The 23,244-nt window shown below is 61.1% G+C and carries 22 protein-coding genes and 4 tRNA genes; 11 read left to right on the top strand and 15 right to left on the bottom strand.

The genetic code is table 11. The features are described 5' to 3' along the window. The first annotated feature begins 6 nt into the window (after window positions 1-6). Window positions 7-285: a DUF3572 domain-containing protein gene (locus R1W00_RS02450; RefSeq protein ID WP_317261123.1), complete on the top strand. Its 279-nt coding sequence runs from the start codon at window positions 7-9 to the stop codon at window positions 283-285. Between the two features lie 11 nt (window positions 286-296). On the opposite strand, the gene R1W00_RS02445 is transcribed toward R1W00_RS02450, so the two are convergent. Beyond that, entirely contained in the window at window positions 297-752 is a 456-nt protein-coding gene (locus R1W00_RS02445; RefSeq protein ID WP_317261122.1) for a MarR family winged helix-turn-helix transcriptional regulator, read from the bottom strand. 105 nt (window positions 753-857) lie between these two features. Here R1W00_RS02445 and R1W00_RS02440 point away from each other — a divergent pair, with 105 nt between their 5' ends. From R1W00_RS02440 to R1W00_RS02425, 4 genes are all read left to right on the top strand, one after another. Next, entirely contained in the window at window positions 858-1,562 is a 705-nt protein-coding gene (locus R1W00_RS02440) for an HAD family hydrolase (protein ID WP_317261121.1), read from the top strand. A 35-nt stretch (window positions 1,563-1,597) separates the two neighbouring features. Continuing rightward, complete coding sequence (locus R1W00_RS02435) at window positions 1,598-3,325, top strand: DUF4153 domain-containing protein (RefSeq protein ID WP_317261120.1); 1,728 nt, start codon at window positions 1,598-1,600, stop codon at window positions 3,323-3,325. A 63-nt stretch (window positions 3,326-3,388) separates the two neighbouring features. After that, the gene (locus R1W00_RS02430; RefSeq protein WP_317261119.1) at window positions 3,389-3,967 is read left to right on the top strand and encodes a heme NO-binding domain-containing protein; all 579 of its coding nucleotides are present in this window, start codon (window positions 3,389-3,391) and stop codon (window positions 3,965-3,967) included. Further along, window positions 3,964-4,971 carry a diguanylate cyclase gene (locus R1W00_RS02425; RefSeq protein WP_317261118.1) on the top strand — a complete coding sequence of 336 codons (1,008 nt, stop codon included), beginning with the start codon at window positions 3,964-3,966 and terminating at the stop codon, window positions 4,969-4,971. The genes R1W00_RS02430 and R1W00_RS02425 overlap by 4 nt, the downstream gene beginning before the upstream one ends. A gap of 35 nt (window positions 4,972-5,006) precedes the next feature. Here the strand turns inward: R1W00_RS02425 and R1W00_RS02420 are convergent. The 10 genes from R1W00_RS02420 to R1W00_RS02375 form a co-directional block, all read right to left on the bottom strand. Further along, a tRNA-Glu gene (locus R1W00_RS02420) sits at window positions 5,007-5,081 on the bottom strand. Window positions 5,082-5,106: 25 nt separating this feature from the next. Continuing rightward, window positions 5,107-5,181, bottom strand: a tRNA-Glu gene (locus R1W00_RS02415). Window positions 5,182-5,206: 25 nt separating this feature from the next. Then, a tRNA-Glu gene (locus R1W00_RS02410) sits at window positions 5,207-5,281 on the bottom strand. A gap of 25 nt (window positions 5,282-5,306) precedes the next feature. After that, window positions 5,307-5,381, bottom strand: a tRNA-Glu gene (locus R1W00_RS02405). A 93-nt stretch (window positions 5,382-5,474) separates the two neighbouring features. Next, entirely contained in the window at window positions 5,475-7,238 is a 1,764-nt protein-coding gene (gene recJ / locus R1W00_RS02400) for a single-stranded-DNA-specific exonuclease RecJ (RefSeq protein WP_317261117.1), read from the bottom strand. A gap of 43 nt (window positions 7,239-7,281) precedes the next feature. Continuing rightward, window positions 7,282-8,250, bottom strand: coding sequence for a class II fructose-bisphosphatase (gene glpX, locus R1W00_RS02395; protein WP_317261116.1), 969 nt, complete (start codon window positions 8,248-8,250; stop codon window positions 7,282-7,284). A 131-nt stretch (window positions 8,251-8,381) separates the two neighbouring features. After that, window positions 8,382-9,665: a homoserine dehydrogenase gene (locus R1W00_RS02390; RefSeq protein WP_317261115.1), complete on the bottom strand. Its 1,284-nt coding sequence runs from the start codon at window positions 9,663-9,665 to the stop codon at window positions 8,382-8,384. 77 nt (window positions 9,666-9,742) lie between these two features. Continuing rightward, window positions 9,743-10,036 carry a hypothetical protein gene (locus R1W00_RS02385; RefSeq protein ID WP_317261114.1) on the bottom strand — a complete coding sequence of 98 codons (294 nt, stop codon included), beginning with the start codon at window positions 10,034-10,036 and terminating at the stop codon, window positions 9,743-9,745. Between the two features lie 97 nt (window positions 10,037-10,133). After that, entirely contained in the window at window positions 10,134-10,895 is a 762-nt protein-coding gene (locus R1W00_RS02380; RefSeq protein ID WP_317261113.1) for a folate-binding protein, read from the bottom strand. Between the two features lie 62 nt (window positions 10,896-10,957). Further along, window positions 10,958-12,634 (bottom strand): ABC transporter ATP-binding protein, encoded by a 1,677-nt coding sequence (locus tag R1W00_RS02375; protein WP_410901521.1) that lies wholly within the window; start codon window positions 12,632-12,634, stop codon window positions 10,958-10,960. A 252-nt stretch (window positions 12,635-12,886) separates the two neighbouring features. Between R1W00_RS02375 and R1W00_RS02370 the strand changes: the two genes are divergently transcribed. Then, on the top strand, window positions 12,887-14,089 hold the full coding sequence (locus R1W00_RS02370) for a pyridoxal-phosphate-dependent aminotransferase family protein (RefSeq protein WP_317261111.1): 1,203 nt from the start codon (window positions 12,887-12,889) through the stop codon (window positions 14,087-14,089). On the opposite strand, the gene R1W00_RS02365 is transcribed toward R1W00_RS02370, so the two are convergent. Then, window positions 14,080-14,253: a hypothetical protein gene (locus tag R1W00_RS02365; RefSeq protein ID WP_317261110.1), complete on the bottom strand. Its 174-nt coding sequence runs from the start codon at window positions 14,251-14,253 to the stop codon at window positions 14,080-14,082. The genes R1W00_RS02370 and R1W00_RS02365 overlap by 10 nt on opposite strands. Window positions 14,254-14,318: 65 nt before the next feature. Next, a complete protein-coding gene (locus tag R1W00_RS02360) occupies window positions 14,319-15,434 on the bottom strand; it encodes a pyridoxal phosphate-dependent aminotransferase (protein WP_317261109.1) in 1,116 nt (371 codons plus the stop codon). A 103-nt stretch (window positions 15,435-15,537) separates the two neighbouring features. Here R1W00_RS02360 and R1W00_RS02355 point away from each other — a divergent pair, with 103 nt between their 5' ends. Together R1W00_RS02355 and R1W00_RS02350 are read left to right on the top strand one after the other, a co-directional pair. Then, window positions 15,538-16,290, top strand: a complete 753-nt coding sequence (locus R1W00_RS02355; RefSeq protein WP_317261108.1) for an alpha/beta hydrolase — start codon at window positions 15,538-15,540, stop codon at window positions 16,288-16,290. 304 nt (window positions 16,291-16,594) lie between these two features. Then, complete coding sequence (locus R1W00_RS02350) at window positions 16,595-17,302, top strand: alpha/beta hydrolase (RefSeq protein WP_317261107.1); 708 nt, start codon at window positions 16,595-16,597, stop codon at window positions 17,300-17,302. On the opposite strand, the gene phaZ is transcribed toward R1W00_RS02350, so the two are convergent. After that, on the bottom strand, window positions 17,303-18,571 hold the full coding sequence (gene phaZ, locus R1W00_RS02345; protein WP_317261106.1) for a polyhydroxyalkanoate depolymerase: 1,269 nt from the start codon (window positions 18,569-18,571) through the stop codon (window positions 17,303-17,305). 102 nt (window positions 18,572-18,673) lie between these two features. On the opposite strand from phaZ, the gene R1W00_RS02340 reads away from it, so the two are divergent. The 3 genes from R1W00_RS02340 (at window position 18,674) to phaR (ending at window position 21,780) form a co-directional block, all read left to right on the top strand. Then, the gene (locus R1W00_RS02340; protein ID WP_317261105.1) at window positions 18,674-20,494 is read left to right on the top strand and encodes a class I poly(R)-hydroxyalkanoic acid synthase; all 1,821 of its coding nucleotides are present in this window, start codon (window positions 18,674-18,676) and stop codon (window positions 20,492-20,494) included. A 117-nt stretch (window positions 20,495-20,611) separates the two neighbouring features. Then, window positions 20,612-21,061, top strand: a complete 450-nt coding sequence (locus tag R1W00_RS02335; RefSeq protein ID WP_317261104.1) for a phasin family protein — start codon at window positions 20,612-20,614, stop codon at window positions 21,059-21,061. 152 nt (window positions 21,062-21,213) lie between these two features. Then, window positions 21,214-21,780, top strand: a complete 567-nt coding sequence (gene phaR / locus R1W00_RS02330; protein ID WP_317261103.1) for a polyhydroxyalkanoate synthesis repressor PhaR — start codon at window positions 21,214-21,216, stop codon at window positions 21,778-21,780. 77 nt (window positions 21,781-21,857) lie between these two features. Here the strand turns inward: phaR and R1W00_RS02325 are convergent, their stop codons facing one another. Beyond that, window positions 21,858-23,243, bottom strand: a complete 1,386-nt coding sequence (locus R1W00_RS02325) for an aminotransferase (protein WP_317261102.1) — start codon at window positions 23,241-23,243, stop codon at window positions 21,858-21,860. Window position 23,244 lies beyond the last annotated feature (1 nt).

Here is a 23,244-nt window from a genome sequence, read left to right as displayed (position 1 = left end):
CAATGCATGAGGCAAGAAACCGCCGAAACTGTGGCCCTGCAGGCGCTGTCGTGGCTTGTGACCAATGACGAGCTGTTGCCGGTGTTTCTGGGGTCCAGCGGGGCGTCGCTGGATGACCTGCGAAATCAGGCGGAAAACCCTGAATTCCTTGGATCTTTGCTCGATTTCATCTGTATGGACGATGCGTGGGTCGTGGCGTTTTGCGACGCCAACGCGTTGTCTTATGAGACCCCGATGCAGGCGCGGATGGCTCTGCCGGGTGGGGCCCAGACACACTGGACCTGATCACGGGCGCTTCACAACTTGTTAAGGCCGAGCTCGGCACCTTCAATCGACTTGGCCAACAAACGGACCAGTTCGTCGCGCTCTTCGCTGCTCAGGCGGGCGGCGGCGATGCGGTTGTTTTCTTCGGCCAGCGGGGTTGCCCGTGTCATCAGATCCCGTCCCAGATCGGACAGGCGGACATCGGTCATGCGCCGGTCGTCGCGCGCACTGGCGCGGCTGATCAACCCGGCCTCTTCCATCTGGCGCAGCGCGCGCGAGGTGGCGGTGCGGTCAATCCCGACGAAATCGGCGATTTCCGACGGGCGGCTCAGGCCCTCGTTCTCGACGGCCAACAGGATACACCACGTGATCCGCGTCAGACCCAGCGGGCGCAGCCAGTCGTCCAGCCGCCGTTCCTGCATCCGCGAGGTCAGCGACATGTAATAGCCCAAGCTGTCATGCAGGCGGTATGTGGTGTTTTCTGCCATCGGGGCTGTTTCTCTTATGTGTCTTACGTCTGTCAACAGCCAAGCCGATAAGGGTTGCGTTTGTGCGGCGCACTGACACATCTTGGAACCGAAAGAGGAGGGGCTATGCAGGACATACGCGCCGTGGCGTTCGACAAGGACGGAACGCTGTTCGATTTTCACGCAACATGGGCGGCGTGGGCCCAGCGGTTTTTGACCGGACTGGCCGGTGGGGAATCCGAACGGGCGCGCGCGCTCGGCACGGCCATCGGGTTTGACGTGGACACCGCCACCTATGCGCCCGACAGCCCCGTGATCGCGGGCACGCCCGGGGAAATCGCGGGGGGGCTGTTGCCGCTGTTACCCGATTGGGCGCGCGGCGATCTGATTGCCCATATGAATGAACAGGCCGCCCATGCGCCGTTGCAACCCGCCGTGCCCTTGGCGCCGCTGCTGGATCACTTGCGGGCGGCGGGCATCCGCGTCGGCGTTATCACCAATGATGGTGAGGCCCCCGCCCGCGCGCATCTGATGGCCGAGGGCGTGCTAGAGCGGTTCGATTTCGTGGCGGGCTGCGACAGTGGCTATGGCGCGAAACCCGAACCGGGTCAGATCAATGCCTTTGCCGCGGCGATGGGCATCGACCCGCGTCATATCCTGATGGTCGGCGACAGTTTGCATGACCTGATGGCGGGACGCGCGGCGGGGGTGAACACGCTGGGCGTGTTAACAGGTGTTGCCATCGCGGAAGAGTTGCGGCCCTATGCAGATGCGATTGCGCCCGATATCGGCGCGGTTCCCGGTTTGATCGGGCTGGCCGCGCCCGCCTGATCGCCCTGAAAAACGAGTTATACTGTAGGTGCCCCATGCCCAATCTGTCCCCCACCGTGAAAACCCGCGTGATCCTGACCTTGGTGGGTCTGCTGGCGGGGCTCGGCGGTTATAATCTCTTTTCCACGGATGTATTCGAAGGGGCCGAGCGTCTGCACCTGTTCGTAGGCGCGCTTTGGGGGATCGGGTTTACCGCCATTCTGGTGACGGCGGGGGCCGTGCCCCTGCGCCGGTCGGTGCCCTATGCGGTCGTGATCGGTGCGGTTGCGGCGGGCCTACTGACATGGGGATCGCTAAGATTTGTCGAGGTTGAGGAGTACCTCGAAACGATTATGCCGGTCTTTGCCTTTCTGATCGTTGGTCTGTTGCCCATTCCGTTCGTTATGGCGCGTGAGGTGGATGGCAGTTTCTGGAACTATCAGGGCCTGTTCACCCATTCATGGGACGTCATCGTGCGCGTGGCCAGCGGCGGGGTCTTCGTCGGCCTGATGTGGCTGGCGATTATTCTGGCGAACCAGTTGTTGGTGACGGTGCAACTGACCTTTCTGAACCAGTTTCTGAACCTGCCTGCCGTGCCGTGGCTGATCTCGGGGGCGGCGGTTGGGCTGTCGGCGGCGATTTTGAATGAGCTGTCAGAAGTGCTTTCCGCCGCGCTGGTGCTGCGCCTGTTGCGGGTGTTTATCCTGCCCGCGCTGGTCATTATCGGGTTGTTTGCGCTGTTTTTGCCGATCAACGGCCTGTCCGGTGCGCCTTGGGGCTCGGCGGCGACAACGGCCCTGTTGGCGGCGATGGTCGCGACGACCTTGGTCAGTATCGGTCTGGATTGCGGTGCGGAACAGGCGGTCCACAACCCCCTGATGCGCAACGCGGTGCGTCTGTTGGCCCTGTTCGTGGTGATCCTTGCTGGGGTGGCAAGCTATGCCCTGTGGCTCAGGATTGATCAGCACGGGTTCAGCCCCGCGCGCATCTATGCCGCTGTGGCCAGCCTGATCGCGCTTTCCTATGGCGCGTTCTATGCGGTGTCGGTTGTGCGGCGGGGGGACTGGATGGCGCGCATCCGGCGGACCAATACGGTGATGGCGCCGGTGGTGGGCGTGCTTGCCGCGCTGACCCTGACCCCCGTGATCAACCCCGAGGCCATTTCGACCCGCGATAAGATCGCCCGCATCATCGCGGAGGGCGAAGACCCCGATTGGGCCGAACTGTTCGATATGCGCAATGAGTGGGGCGTTGCGGGCAGGACGGCCCTTGATCAACTCGTCGCGCTTGATCATCCCGAGATAAGCCCCTCTGTCCGCAACTATCTGTCGAACGATAAATTTGCCAGACCGACGACCGACGTGTTCACACGCGAGATGTTTGAGGCCATCCCGCGCTATGGGTTCGCCGCGGACTATGCCCCGACCGAGAGCGACTATTTTGATTTCATCGACAACACAGGCGCGTATCTTAGACGCGAGGTTGTTTCGCGCGCCTGTAAGCTGTCTTCGCCAGCCGGACATGCGGGGTGCCTGATCACACATGTTCTGTATCAGGACGGGTCCGGTCGTTTTGTCGACCTTCTAGTGTACTGGACCGGTGATAAAGTGTCCTCTACAGATGTCTCATCCGAACGCAATGGGTCTGCTTTGGCCAACCGTCCCTCGGTTTCCGATCCTACAGGCGACCTATTCGATCAATACATTCAGGCCGGCGCGGGGGCGGTTCCACTGACCTATCCGGGGATCAAGGTCGGGGATATGGTGATCCTGATCATTCCTTAATGGGTTGGGGAATTGTTAACGTTTTACACGCTAGGCTGATCCCATCTTACTGGAGGGATGGGGATGCACGGTTTGGTCAACAAGGCCATTCAGGCGTTCGTTATCGGGGCACATGGCCCCGACGCATGGGATGCTGTCGCAACACAGGCCGGGGTCACGCCCGACGGGATTGAGGCGTTCGCGCAATATGACGACGCCCTGACCGAACGCCTGTTGTCGGCGGCAATGGCGCACCTGAACACCTCGCGCGATGCGATATTGGAAGACACCGGCGCGTTTCTGGTGTCCGGCCCCTCGTCCGAGGCCTTGCGACGATTGCTGCGCTTTGGCGGGCAGGACTTTCGGGATTTTCTGTTTTCATTGGACGACCTGCGCGACCGGGCCCGCCTTGCCGTCGATGATCTGGATTTACCGGTCCTGCATCTGCACAGCGCGGGTCCAAACAGTTTTGTTCTCGATTGTGGCTGGACGATCCCGGGGTGTGCAGCGGTTGTCGTCGGTGTGTTGCGGGCCATGGCCGATGATTACGGGGTGCTGGCGATGATGGATTTTTCCGACACACGGCCCGATGCCATCGAAATCACCCTGTTTGACGACGCCCATTCCGCCGGACGGGAATTCGAATTGGCGGTGGTACGATGAGTGATGCGATTGAACTGAATGGCGGGGCATTGGCCGCCCTGATGCCCATGCACATGGTTTTGGACGGGAACGGGGTTGTGCGTTCAACCGGTCCGACCTTGGCCAAGATTTTCGCCGATGAGGACATGGTCGGGCGGGCCCTGCACGACCTGTTTGATGTGCGTCATCCGGCGGATGGTCTGGAAAAACTGCTGGCGGGCTATGTGCCGCGCCAAAAGGTCCGCCTCTATCCGCGCAACGGCGCGCGCTGTGCCTTGAAGGGCGAGGCGATTGCGCTGGGCGGCGGGCAGGGGGTGTTTATCAACCTGTCGCTGGGGATTTCGATCGTGGATGCGGTGCGCCAATTCGGACTGACCCAACGCGATTTCGCCTCGACCGATCTGGCGGTTGAATTGCTCTATCTGGTTGAGGCCAAGAATGCGGTGATGGGCGAGGCGATGCGCCTCAATTCCCGCCTGAGCGCGGCGCGCAGCAAGGCGCAGGAACAGGCGTTGACCGATATGCTGACGGGGCTGCGCAATCGTCGTGGTCTGAACCTAGCGCTAGAGGCGCTGATCGCGAAACGCGCGGTGTTCAGTGTTCTGCATATCGATCTGGATTTCTTCAAGACGGTCAACGACACGATGGGCCATGCGGCGGGCGATGAGGTTCTGCGCCGTGTGGGGGAGATCCTGACCGATGAAACGCGGGGTCACGACATTGCCGCGCGGGCGGGTGGGGACGAATTTGTCGTCGTCCTTGAGGGCGAGAGCGACCCCAAGGTCCTGAAAATCCTGTCTGACCGGATTATTGCGCGTCTTGAAGAGCCGATCCCGTTTGACGGCACCCTGTGCAAAATCTCGGGCAGTATCGGTGCGACGACCAGCCGGTCCTATCGCTTTCCCGCGATTGATCAGTTGCTGCATGACGCGGATGTGGCCCTCTATGCGGCCAAAGACGCCGGTAAGGGCTGTTTCCGCATGGCCGAAATCGGCCAAGAGGACGACACGCGCCAAACCGCCTGATGGCGCGGGTAGGTGTCAGAACTTTAAGGGAAAAGTGGCAGCCCGTAGGGGAATCGAACCCCTCTTTCCAGGTTGAAAACCTGGCGTCCTAACCGATAGACGAACGGGCCACACGTTTCACGCCGTGGTCCAAAATGGCAGCCCGTAGGGGAATCGAACCCCTCTTTCCAGGTTGAAAACCTGGCGTCCTAACCGATAGACGAACGGGCCACACGTTTCACGCCGTGGTCCAAAATGGCAGCCCGTAGGGGAATCGAACCCCTCTTTCCAGGTTGAAAACCTGGCGTCCTAACCGATAGACGAACGGGCCACACGTTTCACGCCGTGGTCCAAAATGGCAGCCCGTAGGGGAATCGAACCCCTCTTTCCAGGTTGAAAACCTGGCGTCCTAACCGATAGACGAACGGGCCATACCGTGGCGTGACGCGGTAATTAGGGAAATTGCGGCGACTGCGCAAGAGGGTTTTCAGAAAAATTCGCGCCTTTATGCGAGGGGGCCAAAATTAACTAACCGGCGCCGCATCCTCAAGCCGCAGTTGGGGGCGCTGACGCCCGCCCCAACTGTTGATTTCAAGGCGTCCGGCGAGGTGAAACCGCATCCCGCCGTGCTTTTCCAACATCGGGCCAAGGTCCGTGTCAAACGCGCCAAATGCGATCGCGTCAATGCGCGGACCGATCCCGTCGCTGAAACTGATCTTGAGATGTGATTCCCCGACCCGTTTGGCAAAGGCGATCTGCACATCAGGAAAGGCAAACCGCGGCGCGGGGGCGCCGGCCCCAAAGGGACCTGCCTTTTCGATCTGCTCGATCAACTCAACCGTCGCCGCACCGGGCATCAACACCCCGTCCAGACGCAAATCGGCAGGACCCAGATCCGCCGCGCCCTGTTTGGCCAACAGCTCGGCCAGGCGCGCCATCGCGGGTTCCAATTTGTCGCGCGCCACGGTCAGACCGGCGGCCATTTTATGCCCGCCGCCCTTAATCAACAGACCCTCGGAGGCCAGCCGTTGGATCGCCGCGCCAAGGTCGATGCCGGATACAGAGCGGCCCGATCCCTTGCCCTCATCCCCGTCGAACCCGATGACGATGGCGGGGCGGTTGCTGGCCTCTTTCAGGCGCGAGGCGACGATACCGACCACGCCCGGATGCCAACCCTCGCCCGCCGCCCAGACAAGGGGCGCGTCCAGACCGCGCTCGGTCGCCTGATCCACGGCCGCTGCGCGCACGGCGTTTTCCACATCGCGGCGTTCGGTGTTCAACTGATCCAGACGTTCGGCCAACGCGCCCGCCTCATGCGGATCGACGGTCGACAGCAACCGCGCGCCAAGGTCGGCCTGACCGATCCGGCCACCGGCGTTGATCCGCGGACCCAACAGGAACCCAAGGTGATAGGGCGTCGGCGCGGTGTCCATGCGCGCAACATCGGCCAGCGCCACCAGACCGGGGCGGTTGCGGCGCGCCATCACGGTAAGACCCTGACGCACCAAGGCGCGATTCACCCCGATCAGGGGCGCCACATCGGCCACGGTGGCCAGCGCGACAAGATCCAGCAGTGACAACAGGTCGGGACCCTTGTGCCCCGCCTCACGCAGGAGGCGGCCCGCCTCAACCAGCATCAGGAATACCACACCGGCGGCACAAAGATGCGCCAGATCGCCGGTTTCGTCCTGTCGGTTGGGGTTCACCACGGCCAGCGCGGGCGGCAGGGTCTCGCCGCCAAGGTGGTGGTCCAGAACGATCACATCGGCGCCCACGGCGGCGGCAATCGGCCCGTGGCTAAGGGTGCCGCAGTCCACACAGATGATCAGGTCGTGGTCGCGGGCAAGGGCAGACATCGCCGCGTCATTGGGGCCGTATCCCTCATCAATGCGGTCGGGAATATAGAGAGTCGCGGGCAGGCCCATGTCCCGCAGCCAGCAAATCAACAGCGCGCCGGACGATCCGCCATCCACGTCGTAATCGGCGAAAATCGCAATGCGCTGGCGTTTCTCGACGGCCTCAAGGAAGCGCGCGGTGGCCTTGTCCATATCGCGCAGGCTGCGCGGATCGGGCAGCAAATCGCGCAGGGCGGGGGCAAGGAACAACTCGGCCTCTTGCGCAGGCACGCCCCGACGGGCCAACACACGACACAACGCAGGGGGCAGGCCGGTCGCCTGTTCAAGCGCCTCCGCCTGTCGGTCGTCCTCGGCGCTCGGCCCGATCCAGCGCCGCCCCGTGGCCGAGGTGGATACGTTCAGAAATGCGGGGCGGGCGGGCGTGTCAGTCATCGCAAACAAGACGGGCGCACATCGCTGCGCGCCCTGTCCGAACTCAGCGGTTGATCGGGTTGCGATAGATCATGCGCCGCACCGAGCCGGTTTTCGACCGCATCAGGATCGTTTCCGTGGTCAGGTGGGTCGGCTCACGCTTGATCCCCTGCAGGATCGAGCCGTCCGTGACACCCGTCGCGGCAAAGATCACGTCGTTGGTGACCATTTCATCGCGGGTGTAGATCTTGTCGAAATCGGTGATACCGGCCTTGGTGGCGCGGCCACGTTCGTCGTCATTGCGGAACAACAGACGGCCCCACATCTGACCGCCCATGCATTTCAGGGCCGAGGCCGCCAGAACACCCTCGGGTGCGCCGCCGGACCCCATATACATGTCGATGCCGGTCAGATGCGCCTCGGCACAGTGGATGACACCGGCCACGTCGCCATCGGTGATCAGGCGGATCGCCGCGCCGGTGCCACGCAATTCGTCAATCATGTCCTGATGGCGCGGGCGTTCCAGAACACAGACGGTGATCGCGCTGGGGGCGCAGCCGCGCGCGGCGGCAAGGGCGTTCACACGTTCCGCCGGCGTCATGTCCAGCGACACCACATCGGTCGGATAGCCCGGACCGATTGCCAGTTTGTCCATGTACACGTCGGGCGCGTGCAGCAGCGTGCCGCGCGGGGCCATGGCGATCACGGTCAGGGCGTTGGGCATGTCCTTGGCCGTCAGGGTCGTGCCCTCAAGCGGGTCCAGAGCGATGTCCACGGCGGGGCCGGAGCCGGTGCCGACCTCTTCGCCGATATAGAGCATCGGGGCCTCGTCGCGCTCACCCTCGCCGATGACAACGACGCCGGCGATGTCCAGCTTGTTCAGCTGTTCGCGCATCGCGTTGACCGCGGCCTGATCGGCGGCCTTTTCATCGCCGCGTCCGACCAGATCGGCCGATGCCATCGCTGCCGCCTCGGAAACACGGGCAAGACCCAGAGAAAGCATGCGGTCATTGAAATCAACGGTGTGCTGCATAGCGCGTCCAGTCATTTATAAAGTCACTTCGTTCTATCTATCCCGTGCAACAGGCATGAGACAAGCCGCCGCCCCCGACGCGGCGCGGTGTTAGCGACAAGAGTCAGGGGCAGAATCGGTTTTCGGGCCGATCAAACGTTCTCGATACGGATGGCGACGGGTTCGCCTACAACCACACCGGTTTCAGCAAAGCCAGAGATCGCGTGATCCAGTGCATCCTGCGTGGTTTTATGCGTCACGATCAGAACCGGCGCGGTGGTGTCGGCGTGGCCGTACTGACGCATCCGGTCAACCGACACGCCCGAGTTCGACAGAACCGTCGCGATCTTGGCCAATGCCCCCGGTTTGTCCTGCAGCACAACGCGCAGGTAATAAGGTGCGGCGGCGGTGGCCTTGGCGGCGGGGGCCGGTTGCAGGGACGCGGCGGGCTGACCAAAGGTCGAAATCCGCAGGCCACGGGCAAGGTCGATCACATCGCCCATCACCGCGCTGGCGGTCGGACCTTCGCCCGCACCCGCACCGCGCAGGACGATCTGACCCACGCTGTCGCCCTCTAGGACAACCATGTTCGTGCCGCCGTCCAGCTGGCCAAGGGGGCTGGTCGCGGGGACCAGACAGGGGGTCATGCGCTGTTCCAGACCGCGACCGGTCATCTGGGCCACGCCCAGCAGCTTGATCTTGAAGCCCATATCGGACGCGTGGCGGATGTCGTCGATGCTGATGCGTTCGATGCCTTGCAGTTCGACGTCGTCAAAGGCGACGCGCGTGCCAAAAGCAATCGAGGACAACAGCGACAGCTTGTGCCCCGCATCAATCCCGCCCACGTCCAGCGTCGGGTCGGCCTCAAGATAGCCCAGATCGTTTGCCTCGGCGAAAATATCGTCATAGGGCAAGCCCGAGGTCTCCATCCGCGTCAGGATGTAGTTACAGGTGCCGTTCATCACGCCGATGACGCGCTTGATCTCGTTGCCGGCCAGGCCCTCGGTCAGGGCCTTGACCACGGGGATGCCACCGGCGACGGCGGCCTCGAACCGGATGGCGCGACCGGCGTCTTCGGCGCTCTGGGCAAGCTCGTTGCCATGTAGGGCCAGCATCGCCTTGTTCGCGGTCACGACATCCTTGCCTGCGGCAATCGCGGCCTCGGTCGCGGCTTTGGCGGGGCCGTCACTGCCGCCCATCAGTTCGACGAACACGTCGACATCGTCACGTTTGGCCAAGGCGACGGGATCGTCTTCCCACGCATAGCCGTCCAGATCGACCCCACGGTCGCGGCGGCTGCGGGCGGAGACGGCAGAGATGGTGATCGGGCGTCCCGCGCGCAGGGTCAACAGGTCGGCGTGCGACTGAATGATTTTGACGACGCCGATACCGACGGTGCCAAGCCCGGCAATGCCAAGGCGCAGGGGGGTGGACATCTGGAGGTTCTCCGCTCGATCGAATTATCGGCTGGGCTTTAGCGCGTTGAGGCGCGGCTTGCAACGTGACAGGACGTTCAGGTGCCGTGTCGTTTCACCGCCTCAAGCAGCTGTGTGCGTTCGGCACCAGTCAGAACCGTGGTTTGCAGGCGGCGCGCCTTGGCCCGCAGGTTCGCGACGCGGTTCAACAGGTTCTCGGCGTCATCCTCGCCCAAGCGCGGCGAATCCCCGCCATAGAGGATGGCGTCGATCGGCACGAGGGTCGGAAACGCCGCCCCGTCCGCCGAGGTGGCCAGACGGCTATCCACGTCGGGAAAATCGGTGCAGCCTGTCAAAACGATCAGGCAGGCGGTGAATAGGGGTTTCATCATCGACGTGGAATCCGGTTGGGTGCCGTGACTGTATCGCCCGTTCGGGTCAGGGGGCAAGGCAGGCGCGATCAGGTCGGTGGATTTTCGCGTCTGTACCTCAGGCGGTCCAGCGCACCGTCGCGCCGCCCGCCACCATGTCGCCGCCCGCACGGTCAAACCGCAGGTAGGCCAGCGCGCGGTCACCCGATTGCGTGAACAGCGTTCCGACCTCTTTCTCGCCCGCCATGATCGGGGTGCCGACGGGGGCCGCGCCGTCGATTTCGACCTGTACCAGACCTTTGCGCAATTCGGTCTTATGCTTCATCCGCGCGGTGACCTCTTGGCCGACATAACATCCCTTCTTGAAATCAACGCCGTGCAGACGTTCAAACCCCATCTCAAGGATGTAGGATTGATCGGGGATCAGCTCGACCAAGGTGTCGGGCACCACATGGGCGACGCGCAGGGCGTCATACTCCGCAGGCGTACCGGCAACCACCGGCGTGACCGCATAGTGACGCCAGCCCATCGCCGCATCGCGCGGATCGTCCAATGCTCCGTCAGGTGCATCGCCCGTGCCCCAACCGACCGCCAGATCGGTGGCCGCAATCGCCACATCCGCGCGCAGTTTGTACATGCTCAGACGCTGGGCAATCTTGGGGGCCAGATCGCGGTGCAAATCCATCAGGATCGCATCGCCCCGCGCGGTCAGGAAAAAATCGGCCAGATATTTGCCCTGCGGCGACAAGAGCGCGGCATAGACCAGACGCCCGTCCAGATCGGAAATGTCGTTGCTGATCAGCCCCTGCAAAAAGGTCACGCGGTCGGCGCCGGTGAGTTCCAGAACGGTGCGGGGCAGGGGCGGCAGGGTCTCGGTCATGGGTCCAGTCGGATTTGGGCGGTACGCATCACGATGTGGGGCCGTTTTCGCCCCGCGCAAGGTTACGCGTCCCCGCCGAATTGCAATTTGAACAGGTTCGAATAGGCCCCGTTTTGCGCCAGCAGGTCATCATGGGTGCCCTGTTCAACGACGCGACCCTGATCCAGCACGATGATCTGATCGGCGTCACGGATGGTCGACAGGCGGTGCGCGATGACGATGGAGGTGCGCCCACGGCTGAGGGTGTCGAGGGCGGTTTGGACGGCGCGCTCGGACTGGGCGTCAAGGGCGCTGGTTGCCTCATCCAGCAACAGGATCGGCGCATCGCGCAATAGGGCACGCGCAATCGCGACGCGCTGACGCTGGCCTCCGGACAGGTTCGACCCGCGCGGACCGGCGGGACTGTTCAGGCCATCGGCCAGTTGGGGCAGAAAGTCCGCCACATGCGCGACCTGCAGCACCTGCTCCAGATGCGCCTCATCCACATCTTCGCGGCCCAGCAGGATGTTTTCGCGCAGCGTTTCATCAAACAGCAACGCGTCTTGGGACACCGACGAAAACGCGCTGCGCAAATCGGGCAGGGACAGGTCGGTGACCGGCACGCCGCCAAGGGTCACCGCGCCCTGATCGGGGTCGATCAGGCGGGTCAACAGGTGAAACACCGTGGACTTCCCCGCGCCCGAAGGTCCGACCAACGCGGTCATCTGACCGGCCTTGGCGGTCAGGGTCAGACCGTTCAGAACCTTGGTGTCACCATAGGACAGATGCACGTCACTCAGGGCCAGATCGGCCGTTCGCGCCTCGGGCATGTCGGCGGGTTTTCCGGGGCTGGTGATTGCGGCGGGACGGTCCAGCAACTCATAAATTCGCGTCAGGTTCGCCGCCGCGGTTTGCCAGACACCCGTCAGGTTGCCCAAACGGCGCATCGGTTGAAAGGCCAGCGACATCGCGCTGAAAAAGCTCATGAATTCGCCAACGGTCTTGTCGCCCGCGATGATGTCGCGCCCCCCCACCAACAGCACAAGGAAAAAGCCCAAACCGGTGACGATGTCGATCATTGCGGGGATGGTGCTGCGGATCGCCATAAGCTTGATTTCGGCGCGCACGATCCGTTTAACGATGCCCTGATAGCGGCCCATCTGATAGGCCTCCATCCGGTTCAGTTTGACCGCGCTGATGCCGTGGAACACCTCGTCCAGACGGGTGGCGCGGTCGCCGGATTGTTCGCGCATATGCTTGGTCTTGCGCCGGATATAACGTTGCGCCATTGCGGTCGGTACCACCAGCAACGGAATGCCGATCAGGGCCAGAAACGTCCATTTCGGGGCCATCGTCACCGCCACCGAAAACAGCGCGATCAGGGCGACAATATCGCGCCCTGCACCGGTGATAATGGCCGACCAGACGTTTTGAACCGCCATCGTGTCGCCTTGGACGCGTTCGATCAGGGCACCGGGCGGGTTGGCCTGATAGAACCCCGACTCTAAGCCCAGCAGGTGACGCAACAGGTCGATCTGCATCTGGGACGATGATTTTTGCGAGATGCGCGCCAGCACCGTGCGATAGCAAACCGAAGTCACCGCGCGGATGATAAACAGCGAGAAAATCCCCAGACCGACCCACCAGATCGCGCCTGCATTTCCGGCGACAAACACCTGATCAAACAGCGGTTTAAGCAAATAGCTGAGCGCGCCAAGCGTGCTGCCCTCAATCGCCATCAGACATAGGGATAGGATCATCCAGCCGCGATAATGCACCAGATAGTCACGCCAGAACCGACGCAACAGGGGCGCGGACGGGGCTTTGGTTTTCGGGCTGGGGGTTTGGCGCACGCGGAATGCCTTTTGTTAAGCCAGAATATGGCCAAGCTTGCTGGACATAGACCGAAACCCCCCGTTGTTTCAAGTGCGGACCCAGAACCGTGAACGGGTGCGATTGACCTGTTGGGGTTCTGCACTTAACTGGGATTCACCACATATGACGAGGTTCCCATGTCCCTGCATAACGGTCGCCCCTATCTGGCCATTCCTGGTCCTTCGGTCATGCCTGATCGTGTGCTGCAGGCGATGCATCAGCCGTCCCCGAACATCTATTACGGGGAACTGGTCGATATGATGGGCGATCTGGTCAAGGACCTGCGCAGCGTGGCCTGCCTGCCCGATGGTCATGTGGCGATCTATATCACCAACGGGCACGGCACGTGGGAGGCGGCACTGGCCAACACCGTCGCACCCGGAGAGCGTGTTCTGGTGCTGGCCACGGGGACCTTTGGCGAATGGTGGGCCAACACCGCGCGCGCCATGGGGATCAATGTCGATCTGTTGAACTTTGGCTTGCAGGACACGATTGATCCGGACCGCGTGGCCGATCATCTGCGCGCGGACACGGCGCATGAGATCAAGGCGGTTTTGATGGTCCACGTCGATACGGCGACCAGCATACGCAATGATGTGCCCGCCATCCGTGCGGCGATTGACGGGGTGAACCATCCCGCGTTGTTCATGGTGGATTGCGTGGCCTCCATGGGGTGTGATCGGTTCGAGATGCAGAACTGGGGCGCGGATGTTGCCATCGCGGCCAGCCAAAAGGGCCTCATGACGCCCGCAGGCATGGGGTTTGTCTATTTCAACGACAAGGCGCATGAGGCCCGCAAGGGGTTAGAGCGGGTCAGCCCGAACTGGGACTGGACCCCGCGTGCCTTCCCCGAGAATTTCTATCGCTATTTCGGTGGCACGCCCCCGACGCACCACCTGTTCGGGCTGCGCGAGGCGCTGAACATGATCGTGCACGAAGAGGGTCTGGAAAACGTCTGGGCGCGGCACGCGAAACTGGCCGAAACGATCTGGGCGGCGGTGGATGCATGGGGCACGGGGGGCGAGATTGCCTGCAACATCGCGCCGCGTCACCTGCGCTCACACGCGGTGACGACGATCCGGATGCAGAGCCCGAACGCTACGGCGCTGCGCGATTGGGTGTCGGACAAGGCGGGGATTACCTTGGGGATCAGTATGGGGCTGGCCGATCCTGGTGATCCGGCATGGCACGGGATTTTCCGCATCGGTCACATGGGCCACGTCAACGCGCATATGATCATGGGCGTGCTTGGCTGTATTCAGGCAGGGATGAGCGCGCTGAAAATCCCCTATGGTGACGGGGCGTTGGACGCGGCGGCGGCGGTGATCGCTCAGGCCTGAGGGCGGTGACGATCCTGCCACATCTGCAGGGCCGTATAAATCCCAGTGCAGGTCAGCAGCGCGGCCAGATAACCATAAGCGGCCCAGATAATGATCAGGGCGGTGACCAGATTGACGAACGCCATTACCAGAAAGGCGTTGGTGTAGTTCGGGGCTTCTTTCACGGGTCTCTCTCTCGCTAGGGCCCTCCCATAACGAAAAGATTAGCGTCAGAATCCCGTTTGAACAGTCACTTTTGGGTGCGCCGCGCCTCGGCTAGGGCGTTTGGCAATTCCTTGCGCAAAACCTCCAACATCTCATCCGTGCCGCAAGACACGCGGATGCACCGGTCCTGTGGCGCGACAAAGGGCATGCGCACGAACACATCCCGCTCGACAAGTGCCGCCAGCGTCGCGCGCGCAAAATCCCCGTCCGCGCCGCAATCAATCGTCACAAAATTCGTGGCCGAGGGCAGGGTGGTCAGACCGTTTTCGGTGGCGATCTCCGCGATGATGCCCCGCGCGCGGGTGACATTATCGACCGTGGTTTGCAGCCAGTCGCGATCCTGCCACGCGGCCAACGCACCGGCCTGTGCAATGCGGTTGATGCCGAAATGATCGCGCACCTTGTCAAAGGCGGTAATCAGGTCGCTATGCCCGATGGCATAGCCCATCCGCGCGCCCGCCATGCCATAAGCCTTGGAAAAGGTGCGCATTCTGATGACGCGCCGGTCGGTGATGTCCAGCGCGGGCGCCGTGCCCAAGGGCGCGAATTCGACATAGGCCTCATCAAGGATCAACAGCGCCCCATCCGGCACCGCGTCAATCATCGCCTGAATCCGTGCGCTGTCGTGGCAGGTGCCCATCGGGTTGTCGGGATTGGCGATATAAATCAGTTTCGCGTCAACCTCGGCCGCCTTGGCGATCAAGGCCTCGGGGTCCTCGCAATCCTCGCGATAGGGCACCATGTGCAGCACCCCGCCATAGCCCGTCACATGATAGTTGAACGTCGGATAGGCCCCCGCGGAGGTGACAATCGCATCACCCGGTTCGATCAGCAGCCGCACAAGTGATCCCAGCAGCCCGTCAATCCCGCCGCCGATGGTGATGTTTTCCATCCCGATGTTCAGGTCCGCCGCAATCGCCGCGCGCAGGTCATAGTTCTGTGCGTCGCCGTATTTCCAGACCTCGCCCGCCGCGCCCTGCATCGCGGCAATCGCTTTGGGCGAGGGGCCGAACACGTTCTCATTGGCCCCTAGGCGGGCACGAAAGGCGTGGCCACGAGCGCGCTCTTGGGTTTCGGGGCCCACAAACGGCACAGACGCAGGCAGCGATTGCACCAACGGGGTATAGCGTGGTCCGGTCATATGGGGGTCCTCCGATTTTGTGCCCCTGATGTAGGACGGCGGATTTCGCTTTGGCAAGGGCGCGCGGGATGGATAAGGTCGCCCCGTAACGTAAGAGGCCCCCATGACCGACTATCTGACCACATCCCAAGGACGCAAAATCGCCTATGTCAAAACCGAAGGCACTGGCCCCGGTATCGTGTTTCTGGGTGGATTTCGGTCGGACATGCAGGGCACCAAGGCGGTCTTCCTTGAGGATTGGGCGAAACAACAGGGTCGCGCGTTTCTGCGGTTCGATTATTCGGGCCACGGTGAAAGTTCCGAGGCGTTTGAGGACGGCGCGATTGGCGATTGGGCCGAGGACGCGCGCGAGGTTCTGACGCATCTGACCGAGGGGCCGCAGGTTCTGGTCGGGTCCTCCATGGGGGGCTGGATTTCCCTGCTGACGGCGCGGGCGATGCCGGAACGGGTCTGTGGTCTGGTCGGGATCGCCGCCGCCCCCGATTTCACCGAGGATTCGATGTGGGCCGGTTTCGATGAGGCACAGCGCGCGGCGTTGATGCGTGATGGCCGCGTCGAACTGCCCAGCGACTATGACACCCCCTATACCATCACCCGCCGTTTGATTGAGGACGGGCGCAACAATCTGGTGCTGCGCGACCCGCTGCCCCTGCCGTTTCCGGTCCGGTTTGTGCAAGGTACCGAGGATGAAGCGGTCGCGACATCCGTGGCGCTGCGGCTGTTGGAGCATGCCGAAGGCGATGATATTCGCCTGACGCTGGTCAAAGGCGCAGATCATCGGTTTTCGACGCCCGATTGCCTGTCCCTGATCGCGCATAGCGTGGCCAAGGTGCTGTCGCGCGTCTCTGTGGCTTGAACAAATTCTACAGAATTCGGTGATTTTCGATGGGCGCGGTTTTCGCGTCCGTCTTCTTTTAATCATCTAGATTCAAGGGCTAATTGTACGATCTTTGACTCGCCTCAATCACACAAATCAAACAATTCGTGCTGTCGCGGGGCGGTGTTGTAAAAAACGCGCGCGGGTTGGGAATTGCGGACGGCCCCAACTAAAGTATGGATCGAATTTCGGCCCGCTGTTACCCTGAGCCCATAAAAACAAAACATACGGGCAGGGCATCATGAGGCCGGAGCGACATTTGCGCCCCGCAGGGGGCAGCACTGTGGAAACCCTTGTTTTTCTACCGGGGTTCATGTGCGACGCGCGGGTATTTTCCGATCAGATTTTGGCGTTGAACGCCGAACAGGCCATCCATCTGGCCCCGTTGTCACTGGACACCACGATCCCTGCGATGGCGAAAAAGGTGCTTGAGGGCGCGCCGAACCACCTTGCCTTGGTGGGGCAGGGTCTTGGGGCGTTGGTGGCGATGGATGTGCTGCGACAGGCCCCTGAACGGGTGTCGCGGATTGCGTTGATGGGGTGTTCGCCCCTGCTTGAATCCCCGCAGGACGCTGCGCTGCGTGAGCCGCGGATCGTCAAGGCACAGGCCGGTCAACTGGACGCGGCCCTACGTGAGGAATACCCGCTAAGTGCTTTTGCCGACGGGCCTTATCAGGATCAGGTCCAAGAGGCCTTGGTGCAGATGGGCCTGTCCTTGGGCGTTGAGACCTTTGTGCGCCAGACCCGCGCGCTGCAACGCCGTCCTGATCAGCAAAAAGTCCTGCGCCAGTCGCGTTTGCCCGCGCTGGTTCTGTGCGGGGCCAAAGACACGATCGTGTCCCCGCGCCGTCACCAATTCATGGCCGAACTGATCCCGAACGCGCGTCTTGAGGTGATCGAAGAGGCGGGGCATATGCCCCTATTGGAAACGCCCGAGCGCGTGACCCGGGCGTTACAGGAATTTATGGCGATGCCGATGCGCCTGATGTGATCAGGCGGTCTTGAGCTTGGTGACGTTGCCCTTGGGCCCGTCCGAGTTCGCATCGATAAAGTCCAGAACCAGCGGGCGGATGTTGTTGCGCCAGCTTTTGCCCGCGAAAATCCCGTAGTGACCCGCACCGGGTTCAAGGTGGTTGGCCTTTTTGTCGTCCGACAGACCGGTCAGCAGGTCCAGCGCGGCCACACATTGACCGGGCGCCGAGATGTCATCCTCTTCGCCTTCGACGGTTTTCACAGCAACGTCGGTGATCTTGCCGATATCGACCGTTTTGCCGTTCACAACGAACCGGTTTTGGGCGATTTCGAGGTTTTTGAACACGCGATCCACGGTCGACAGGTAGAATTCGGCGGTCATGTCCATGACGGCCAGATATTCGTCGTAAAAGCGGTTGTGCTTGTCGTGATCGCTGGCCTCACCCTTGGCGGCGCGCAGGATCTGGTCGCCGAACGCCTTGGCGTGGCGGTCCATGTTCATCGACATGAACGAGGTCAGCTGCAATAGGCCCGGATACACAAGACGGCCAACGCCCGCGTATTTGAACCCGACGCGTTGGATCGCCAGTTGCTCCAGCTGACCCATGGTGATGCGGTTGCCGAAATCGGTGACGTCGGTCGCGGCAGCGTCCGGATCAATCGGGCCCCCGATCAGGGTCAGGGTGCGCGGCTGGGCCTTGGGGTCTTCTTCGGCGAGGTAGGCGGTCGCGGCAAGGGCCAGCGGCGCGGGCTGACACACGGCGATGACGTTGATGTCGCTGCCCAGCTCTTTCATGAAGTCGACGAGGTAGAGGGTATAGTCCTCAATGTCGAACTTGCCCTCAGAAACGGGAATGTCGCGCGCGTTGTGCCAATCGGTGATGTAGACCTCACAATCGGGCAACAGGCTGGCGACAGTCGAGCGCAGCAGGGTCGCATAGTGGCCCGACATGGGCGCGACCAGCAGGACGCGGCGTTTCTTCGGCTCACGTCCGCGGACATTGAAATGGATCAGATCGCCAAAGGGGCGTTCGACCACGGTTTCGATATCGACGATATGGTCACGGCCATCCTCGGCCACGACGGTGTAGATGTTCCAGTCGGGCTTGGCGACCATGCGCGCGAAAGAGCGCTCGGTCACTTCGCCCCAAGCGGCCATCATTTTGAACATCGGATTTGGGACGATACCCGTGATGGGATAGGACGCCATTGCCAGTGCAGATGCGCCGAGCCACTGATTGGTGTTCCGAATGGATTCCATCAGATCGTATGTGGCAAGATTTTTCATTCTATTCTCCGATCCCCCCCGTCGGCCCGTTTACAGGCGGACCATCCCGTATTACCGTTTATTCAATGCTGCGAATGCAAAGGATAGGGAGGATTTGGAGAGGTGACAACTGGAGAAGTGCCGGATACGGCTAAGGTCGAACGTCTCAATGAAAATTTGCAGAAAGTTGAACAGCTTTCTGAGAGATTAGTGAAAGTTCTCTCTAACAAACGGCAGATTGACCCGAATCTGCAGGGCCCCGGCCAAGATTTATTCGTCAAAGCAAGCACCGCCTACTGGAATGAATGGCTGCACAACCCCTCAAAAGTCTTCGAACAGCAGGTCAGCTATTGGGGAAAAACGGTCAAGCATTTCCTAGAGGCGCAAGAGGCATTAGCCTCTGGCAAACTCGAAGTTCCCCCGGATAGCACCCCCAAAGATCCACGTTTTCAGAATGAGCTTTGGGAAACCCATCCTTACTTTAATTACGTTAAACAACATTACCTGATGACCTCCCAAGCCATCGAGGACGCGGTGGACAAGGTTGAGGGACTAGAGCCGCGGGATCGCAAGCGGCTGGAATATTTCACCAAGCAAATCGTCGACATGATGGCCCCGACCAATTTCTTGGGCACGAACCCCGAGGCCTTGGAGCGCGCGGTTGAGACTGAGGGCGAGAGCCTTGTCAAAGGTCTGGAAAACCTCGTGCGTGATATAGAGGCCAACCGCGGTGAGGTTCTGGTGACGCTGGCCGACAAGGACGCGTTCACCGTGGGCGAAAACATCGCCACCACGCCTGGTGAGGTCGTGTTCCGCAACCGTATGTTCGAGCTGATCCAATATACGCCGACGACGGAAACGGTGCATGCGACGCCTCTGATCATCTTCCCGCCGTGGATCAACAAGTTCTACGTGATGGACCTCAAGGAAAAGAATTCCTTGATCAAATGGATCGTTGATCAGGGCTTTACCCTGTTCGTGGTCAGCTGGGTCAATCCCGACGTGTCCTATGTGGATGTGGGCATGGATGAATATGTGACCGAGGGCTATTTGACTGCCGTTGATGAGGTGAAAAAGATCACCGGCGAGAAAAAGGTCAACGTGGTCGGCTACTGTATTGCGGGCACCACGCTCAGCCTGACGCTTGGCCTTATGAAAAAGCGCAAGGACACCTCGATCAAATCCGCGACCTTCTTTACGACGCTGACCGATTTCTCGGATCAGGGGGAGGTGGGCGTCTTCCTCGATGAGGATTTCGTCGGGGGGATTGAGCGCGAGGTCGACCGCGAGGGCTATCTCGATAGCTTCTTTATGTCGCGGACCTTCAGTTTCCTGCGCTCGAACGACCTGATCTATCGCCCCGCGATCCGCAGCTACATGATGGGGGAATCGCCGCCCGCGTTTGATCTGCTCTATTGGAACGGGGACGGGACGAACCTGCCGGCCAAGATGGTGGTCGAGTATCTGCGCGGTCTTTGCCAAGAGGACAAGCTGGCCAAGGGCGAGTTCGAAATCTGTGGCGAAATGCCTAGACTGTCGGACATCTCGATCCCCGTGTGCGCGATCGCCTGCGAGACGGACCACATCGCCGCGTGGCGGTCCAGCTTCCGTGGCGTGGCGCAGATGGGCAGCAAGAGCAAGACGTTCATCCTGTCGGAATCGGGCCATATCGCGGGGATCATCAACCCGCCATCCAAGGGCAAGTACGGTCATTATACCAATGACGTCGATATGTCGTCGGTGTCCGGCCCCGACGAGTGGCGCGAGAGCGCCGATTTCCATCAGGGCTCGTGGTGGCCGCGTTGGGGAGAGTGGTTGTCCAAGCAATCGGGCAAGCAGGTTCCGGCACGTCAGCCCGGTGATTCTTCACACCCCAGCCTGTGCCCAGCCCCCGGAACATACGTGCTTCCGGCGGAAAAAGGCGAAGAAGAGCCAGAAAAATAAGGGAAAACCGGATTTTTCTGCACCGCAGCAAAAAAGACTTGAAATGCTGCGGTGCAGCAAGTATATGTTCTATCAGACGACGAAACGGGGCGACCCCAACCCCAAGGAGATAGAACAATGGCTACCGCAACTGACTTTAACAAAACCGTACAAGACATGATGGCTTCGTTCTCGGTTGACACCAAATCCTTCGAAGACGCTTTCAAAACCTCGGCCGCTATGGGCGAGAAAATGTCGAAAGTCGCTCTGGAAGCTGCTGACAAATCGACCGAGCTGGCCAGCAAATGGACCAAAGACACCATCGCTCAGCTGGGCGCTGTCACCAAGGTCAAAGCAGACCCTGCTGATTACTCCAAAGCTGTAACCGATTTCGCTTCGACTTCGGCTGAAGCTGCCACCGAAAACATGGCTGCCTTCGCTGAGATCGCGAAAAAAGTTCAGATGGAAACCGTTGAACTGATGCTGGCTGCTGGCAAAGACTTCTCGGAAGACGCCACCGCCGCTGTCAAAAAAGCTACTGAAGAAGCAACCGCCGCTGCCAAAAAGGCAACCGCTGCTTCGAAATAAGCTTCAGGCTTAGAACTACACGTCGACTCTCCTCCTCCCGGTCGATGTGGTCGCTGAGGGCGGGCGCAAGCCCGCCCTTTCTTTTTGCAATATGCGAAAAAGCTGCCTAAGCTTCTCTGCACATGCACGATAACCGCAAAAGGGGGGAGCTTGTGACGGACGACGCGAAACCGCTTCTGATCAAGCGCTATGCAAGCCGCAGGCTGTATAACACGGAAACAAGTGACTATGTCACACTAGAGGACATCGCCGGTTTCATCCGCGATGGCCGTGAGGTCCAGATTGTCGACCTCAAGAGCGGGGACGATCTGACCCGCCAGTATCTGCTACAGATTGTCGCCGAACACGAAAGCCGGGGCGAAAACGTCCTGCCGATCAACGTTCTGACCGATCTGGTGCGCAGCTATACGACCCAAGCCCAAAGCGTCGTGCCGCAGTTTCTTGCGATGAGCTTTGAGATGCTGCAGGACGGCCAGTCCAAGATGATGGAAAACATGGCCTCTATGCCGAACCCGATGTCGGCCATGCCGGGGTTTGATGCGATGCAGAAACAACAGCAGGCCTTTATGCAGGCGATGACTGCTGGCATGTCGGGCGGTTGGCCGGGTGCAAGCTCGGGTCCCGCTGCCGAAGGCGAAGAGGCGGGCGGCGACGACCTGAACGCGATCAAGAAACAGCTGGCCGAACTTCAGGCGCAACTGATGAAAATGAAGCCCTGATCAGGCTACACCAGAATTGAAAACGGGCGCGGCTGGAGGAGACACGCCCGTTTTTTATTGCGTGGATGGTGCCCGTGTCAGGCGGTCAGACCGTCAAACACCTGTGTCAGGGCCCGTTCCAGTTTCTCGAACATCTCGGCCATCTGGGATTCGGTGATGATGAACGGCGGGCACAGCACGATCGACTGGCCCAGCGGACGACAGATCAACCCGTGATCGGTGCATGTGTTGGCGATACGTTCGCTGACCGACAGATCGCCGGGCCACGGGGTTTTGGTCGCCTTGTCCTGAACCGCCTCAAGCGCGCCCATCAGACCCTTGCCACGGATTTCACCGATATGGGGATGCTCGCCCAGACGGGCCATGTGCTGCTCAAAGATGGGGGTCATGCGGCGCACGTTCTCGATCAACGGGCCGCTGTCGTCATCGCCGTTCAGGATCAGATCAATCGCCTTAAGGGCAATCGCACTGCCAACCGGATGGCCCGAGGCGGTGAACCCGTGCGGGAATTCCTCAATCGCCTCACTGGCCGCCTGTAGACGGTCGGACAGTTCCGGCCCAAGGATCACCGCGCCCATCGGGAAATAACCCGCGGTCAGGTTTTTCGAACTGATGATCGCGTCGGGCATGAAATCATAGGTCTCACAGCCCCAGACGCCACCGGTCCGGCCGAAACCACAGATCACCTCATCCGCGATCAATGGGATGCCGTGTTTTTTCAGGATCGGCGCGATGGCTTGGAAATACCCGTCAGACGGCGGGATCACACCGCCCGCGCCCATGACCGGCTCGGCAAAGAAACCGGCGATGGTCTCTGCGCCCTCGGCGGCGATGGTATCCTCAAGCTCCTTGGCCAGACGCGCGGTGAACTCGGCCTCGGTTTCGCCGGCCTGACCTTCGCGCCAATAATGCGGGCAGGTCAGGTGGATAAACCCGTCCAAGGGCAGGCCAAACACGCTGTTATAGGGTTTGCCGGTCATTGAGGCCGACACGACCGTCACCCCGTGATAGCCGTTCTTGCGCGTCAGGATCTTGCGTTTCTCTGTGTGACCCTCGGCCGCGCCAAGGAACCACAGCATTTTCACCATGGTGTCGTTCGCCTCGGAGCCGGAGTTGGTGTAGAACACCTTGCCGCGCTCAAACGGCGACACCTCGACCAGCTTTTCGCTCAGCATCACGGTCTGGTCCGACATCCGCCCGAAAAAGGCGTGATAGCCGGGGAATTTGTCGTATTGCGCCTTGGCGGCGGCGGCCATGCCGGGGTGATCGAACCCCGCAACCATGTTCCACAGGCCCGAGTTCGCATCCAGATAGCGCCCGCCATGGACGTCGAACACATAAGGGCCTTCGCCATGGGTCAGAACGACCGTGCCGCGCTCATGCACAGAGGGCAGGTCGGTAAAGCCGTAAAAGCTATTGGTTTCGGCGCGGGCTTCCCAGCTGTTGGGGGTCTCGTCACGCATC

Source organism: Rhodovulum sp. FJ3, from assembly GCF_032918305.1.
Taxonomy (GTDB): Bacteria; Pseudomonadota; Alphaproteobacteria; order Rhodobacterales; family Rhodobacteraceae; genus SAT37.
Note: the sequence above shows the minus strand (reverse complement) of the source record. Positions and strands in the feature narration are given on the sequence as shown.

What these genes read in the sequence shown, in the direction of transcription:
- R1W00_RS02450 (WP_317261123.1), top strand. Translation starts at nt 7, where the DNA reads ATGAGGCAAGAAACCGCCGAAACTGTGGCCCTGCAGGCGCTGTCGTGG.
- R1W00_RS02445 (WP_317261122.1), bottom strand. Translation starts at nt 752, where the DNA reads ATGGCAGAAAACACCACATACCGCCTGCATGACAGCTTGGGCTATTAC.
- R1W00_RS02440 (WP_317261121.1), top strand. Translation starts at nt 858, where the DNA reads ATGCAGGACATACGCGCCGTGGCGTTCGACAAGGACGGAACGCTGTTC.
- R1W00_RS02435 (WP_317261120.1), top strand. Translation starts at nt 1,598, where the DNA reads ATGCCCAATCTGTCCCCCACCGTGAAAACCCGCGTGATCCTGACCTTG.
- R1W00_RS02430 (WP_317261119.1), top strand. Translation starts at nt 3,389, where the DNA reads ATGCACGGTTTGGTCAACAAGGCCATTCAGGCGTTCGTTATCGGGGCA.
- R1W00_RS02425 (WP_317261118.1), top strand. Translation starts at nt 3,964, where the DNA reads ATGAGTGATGCGATTGAACTGAATGGCGGGGCATTGGCCGCCCTGATG.
- recJ (WP_317261117.1), bottom strand. Translation starts at nt 7,238, where the DNA reads ATGACTGACACGCCCGCCCGCCCCGCATTTCTGAACGTATCCACCTCG.
- glpX (WP_317261116.1), bottom strand. Translation starts at nt 8,250, where the DNA reads ATGCAGCACACCGTTGATTTCAATGACCGCATGCTTTCTCTGGGTCTT.
- R1W00_RS02390 (WP_317261115.1), bottom strand. Translation starts at nt 9,665, where the DNA reads ATGTCCACCCCCCTGCGCCTTGGCATTGCCGGGCTTGGCACCGTCGGT.
- R1W00_RS02385 (WP_317261114.1), bottom strand. Translation starts at nt 10,036, where the DNA reads ATGATGAAACCCCTATTCACCGCCTGCCTGATCGTTTTGACAGGCTGC.
- R1W00_RS02380 (WP_317261113.1), bottom strand. Translation starts at nt 10,895, where the DNA reads ATGACCGAGACCCTGCCGCCCCTGCCCCGCACCGTTCTGGAACTCACC.
- R1W00_RS02375 (WP_410901521.1), bottom strand. Translation starts at nt 12,634, where the DNA reads ATGATCCTATCCCTATGTCTGATGGCGATTGAGGGCAGCACGCTTGGC.
- R1W00_RS02370 (WP_317261111.1), top strand. Translation starts at nt 12,887, where the DNA reads ATGTCCCTGCATAACGGTCGCCCCTATCTGGCCATTCCTGGTCCTTCG.
- R1W00_RS02360 (WP_317261109.1), bottom strand. Translation starts at nt 15,434, where the DNA reads ATGACCGGACCACGCTATACCCCGTTGGTGCAATCGCTGCCTGCGTCT.
- R1W00_RS02355 (WP_317261108.1), top strand. Translation starts at nt 15,538, where the DNA reads ATGACCGACTATCTGACCACATCCCAAGGACGCAAAATCGCCTATGTC.
- phaZ (WP_317261106.1), bottom strand. Translation starts at nt 18,571, where the DNA reads ATGAAAAATCTTGCCACATACGATCTGATGGAATCCATTCGGAACACC.
- R1W00_RS02335 (WP_317261104.1), top strand. Translation starts at nt 20,612, where the DNA reads ATGGCTACCGCAACTGACTTTAACAAAACCGTACAAGACATGATGGCT.
- R1W00_RS02325 (WP_317261102.1), bottom strand. Translation starts at nt 23,243, where the DNA reads ATGCGTGACGAGACCCCCAACAGCTGGGAAGCCCGCGCCGAAACCAAT.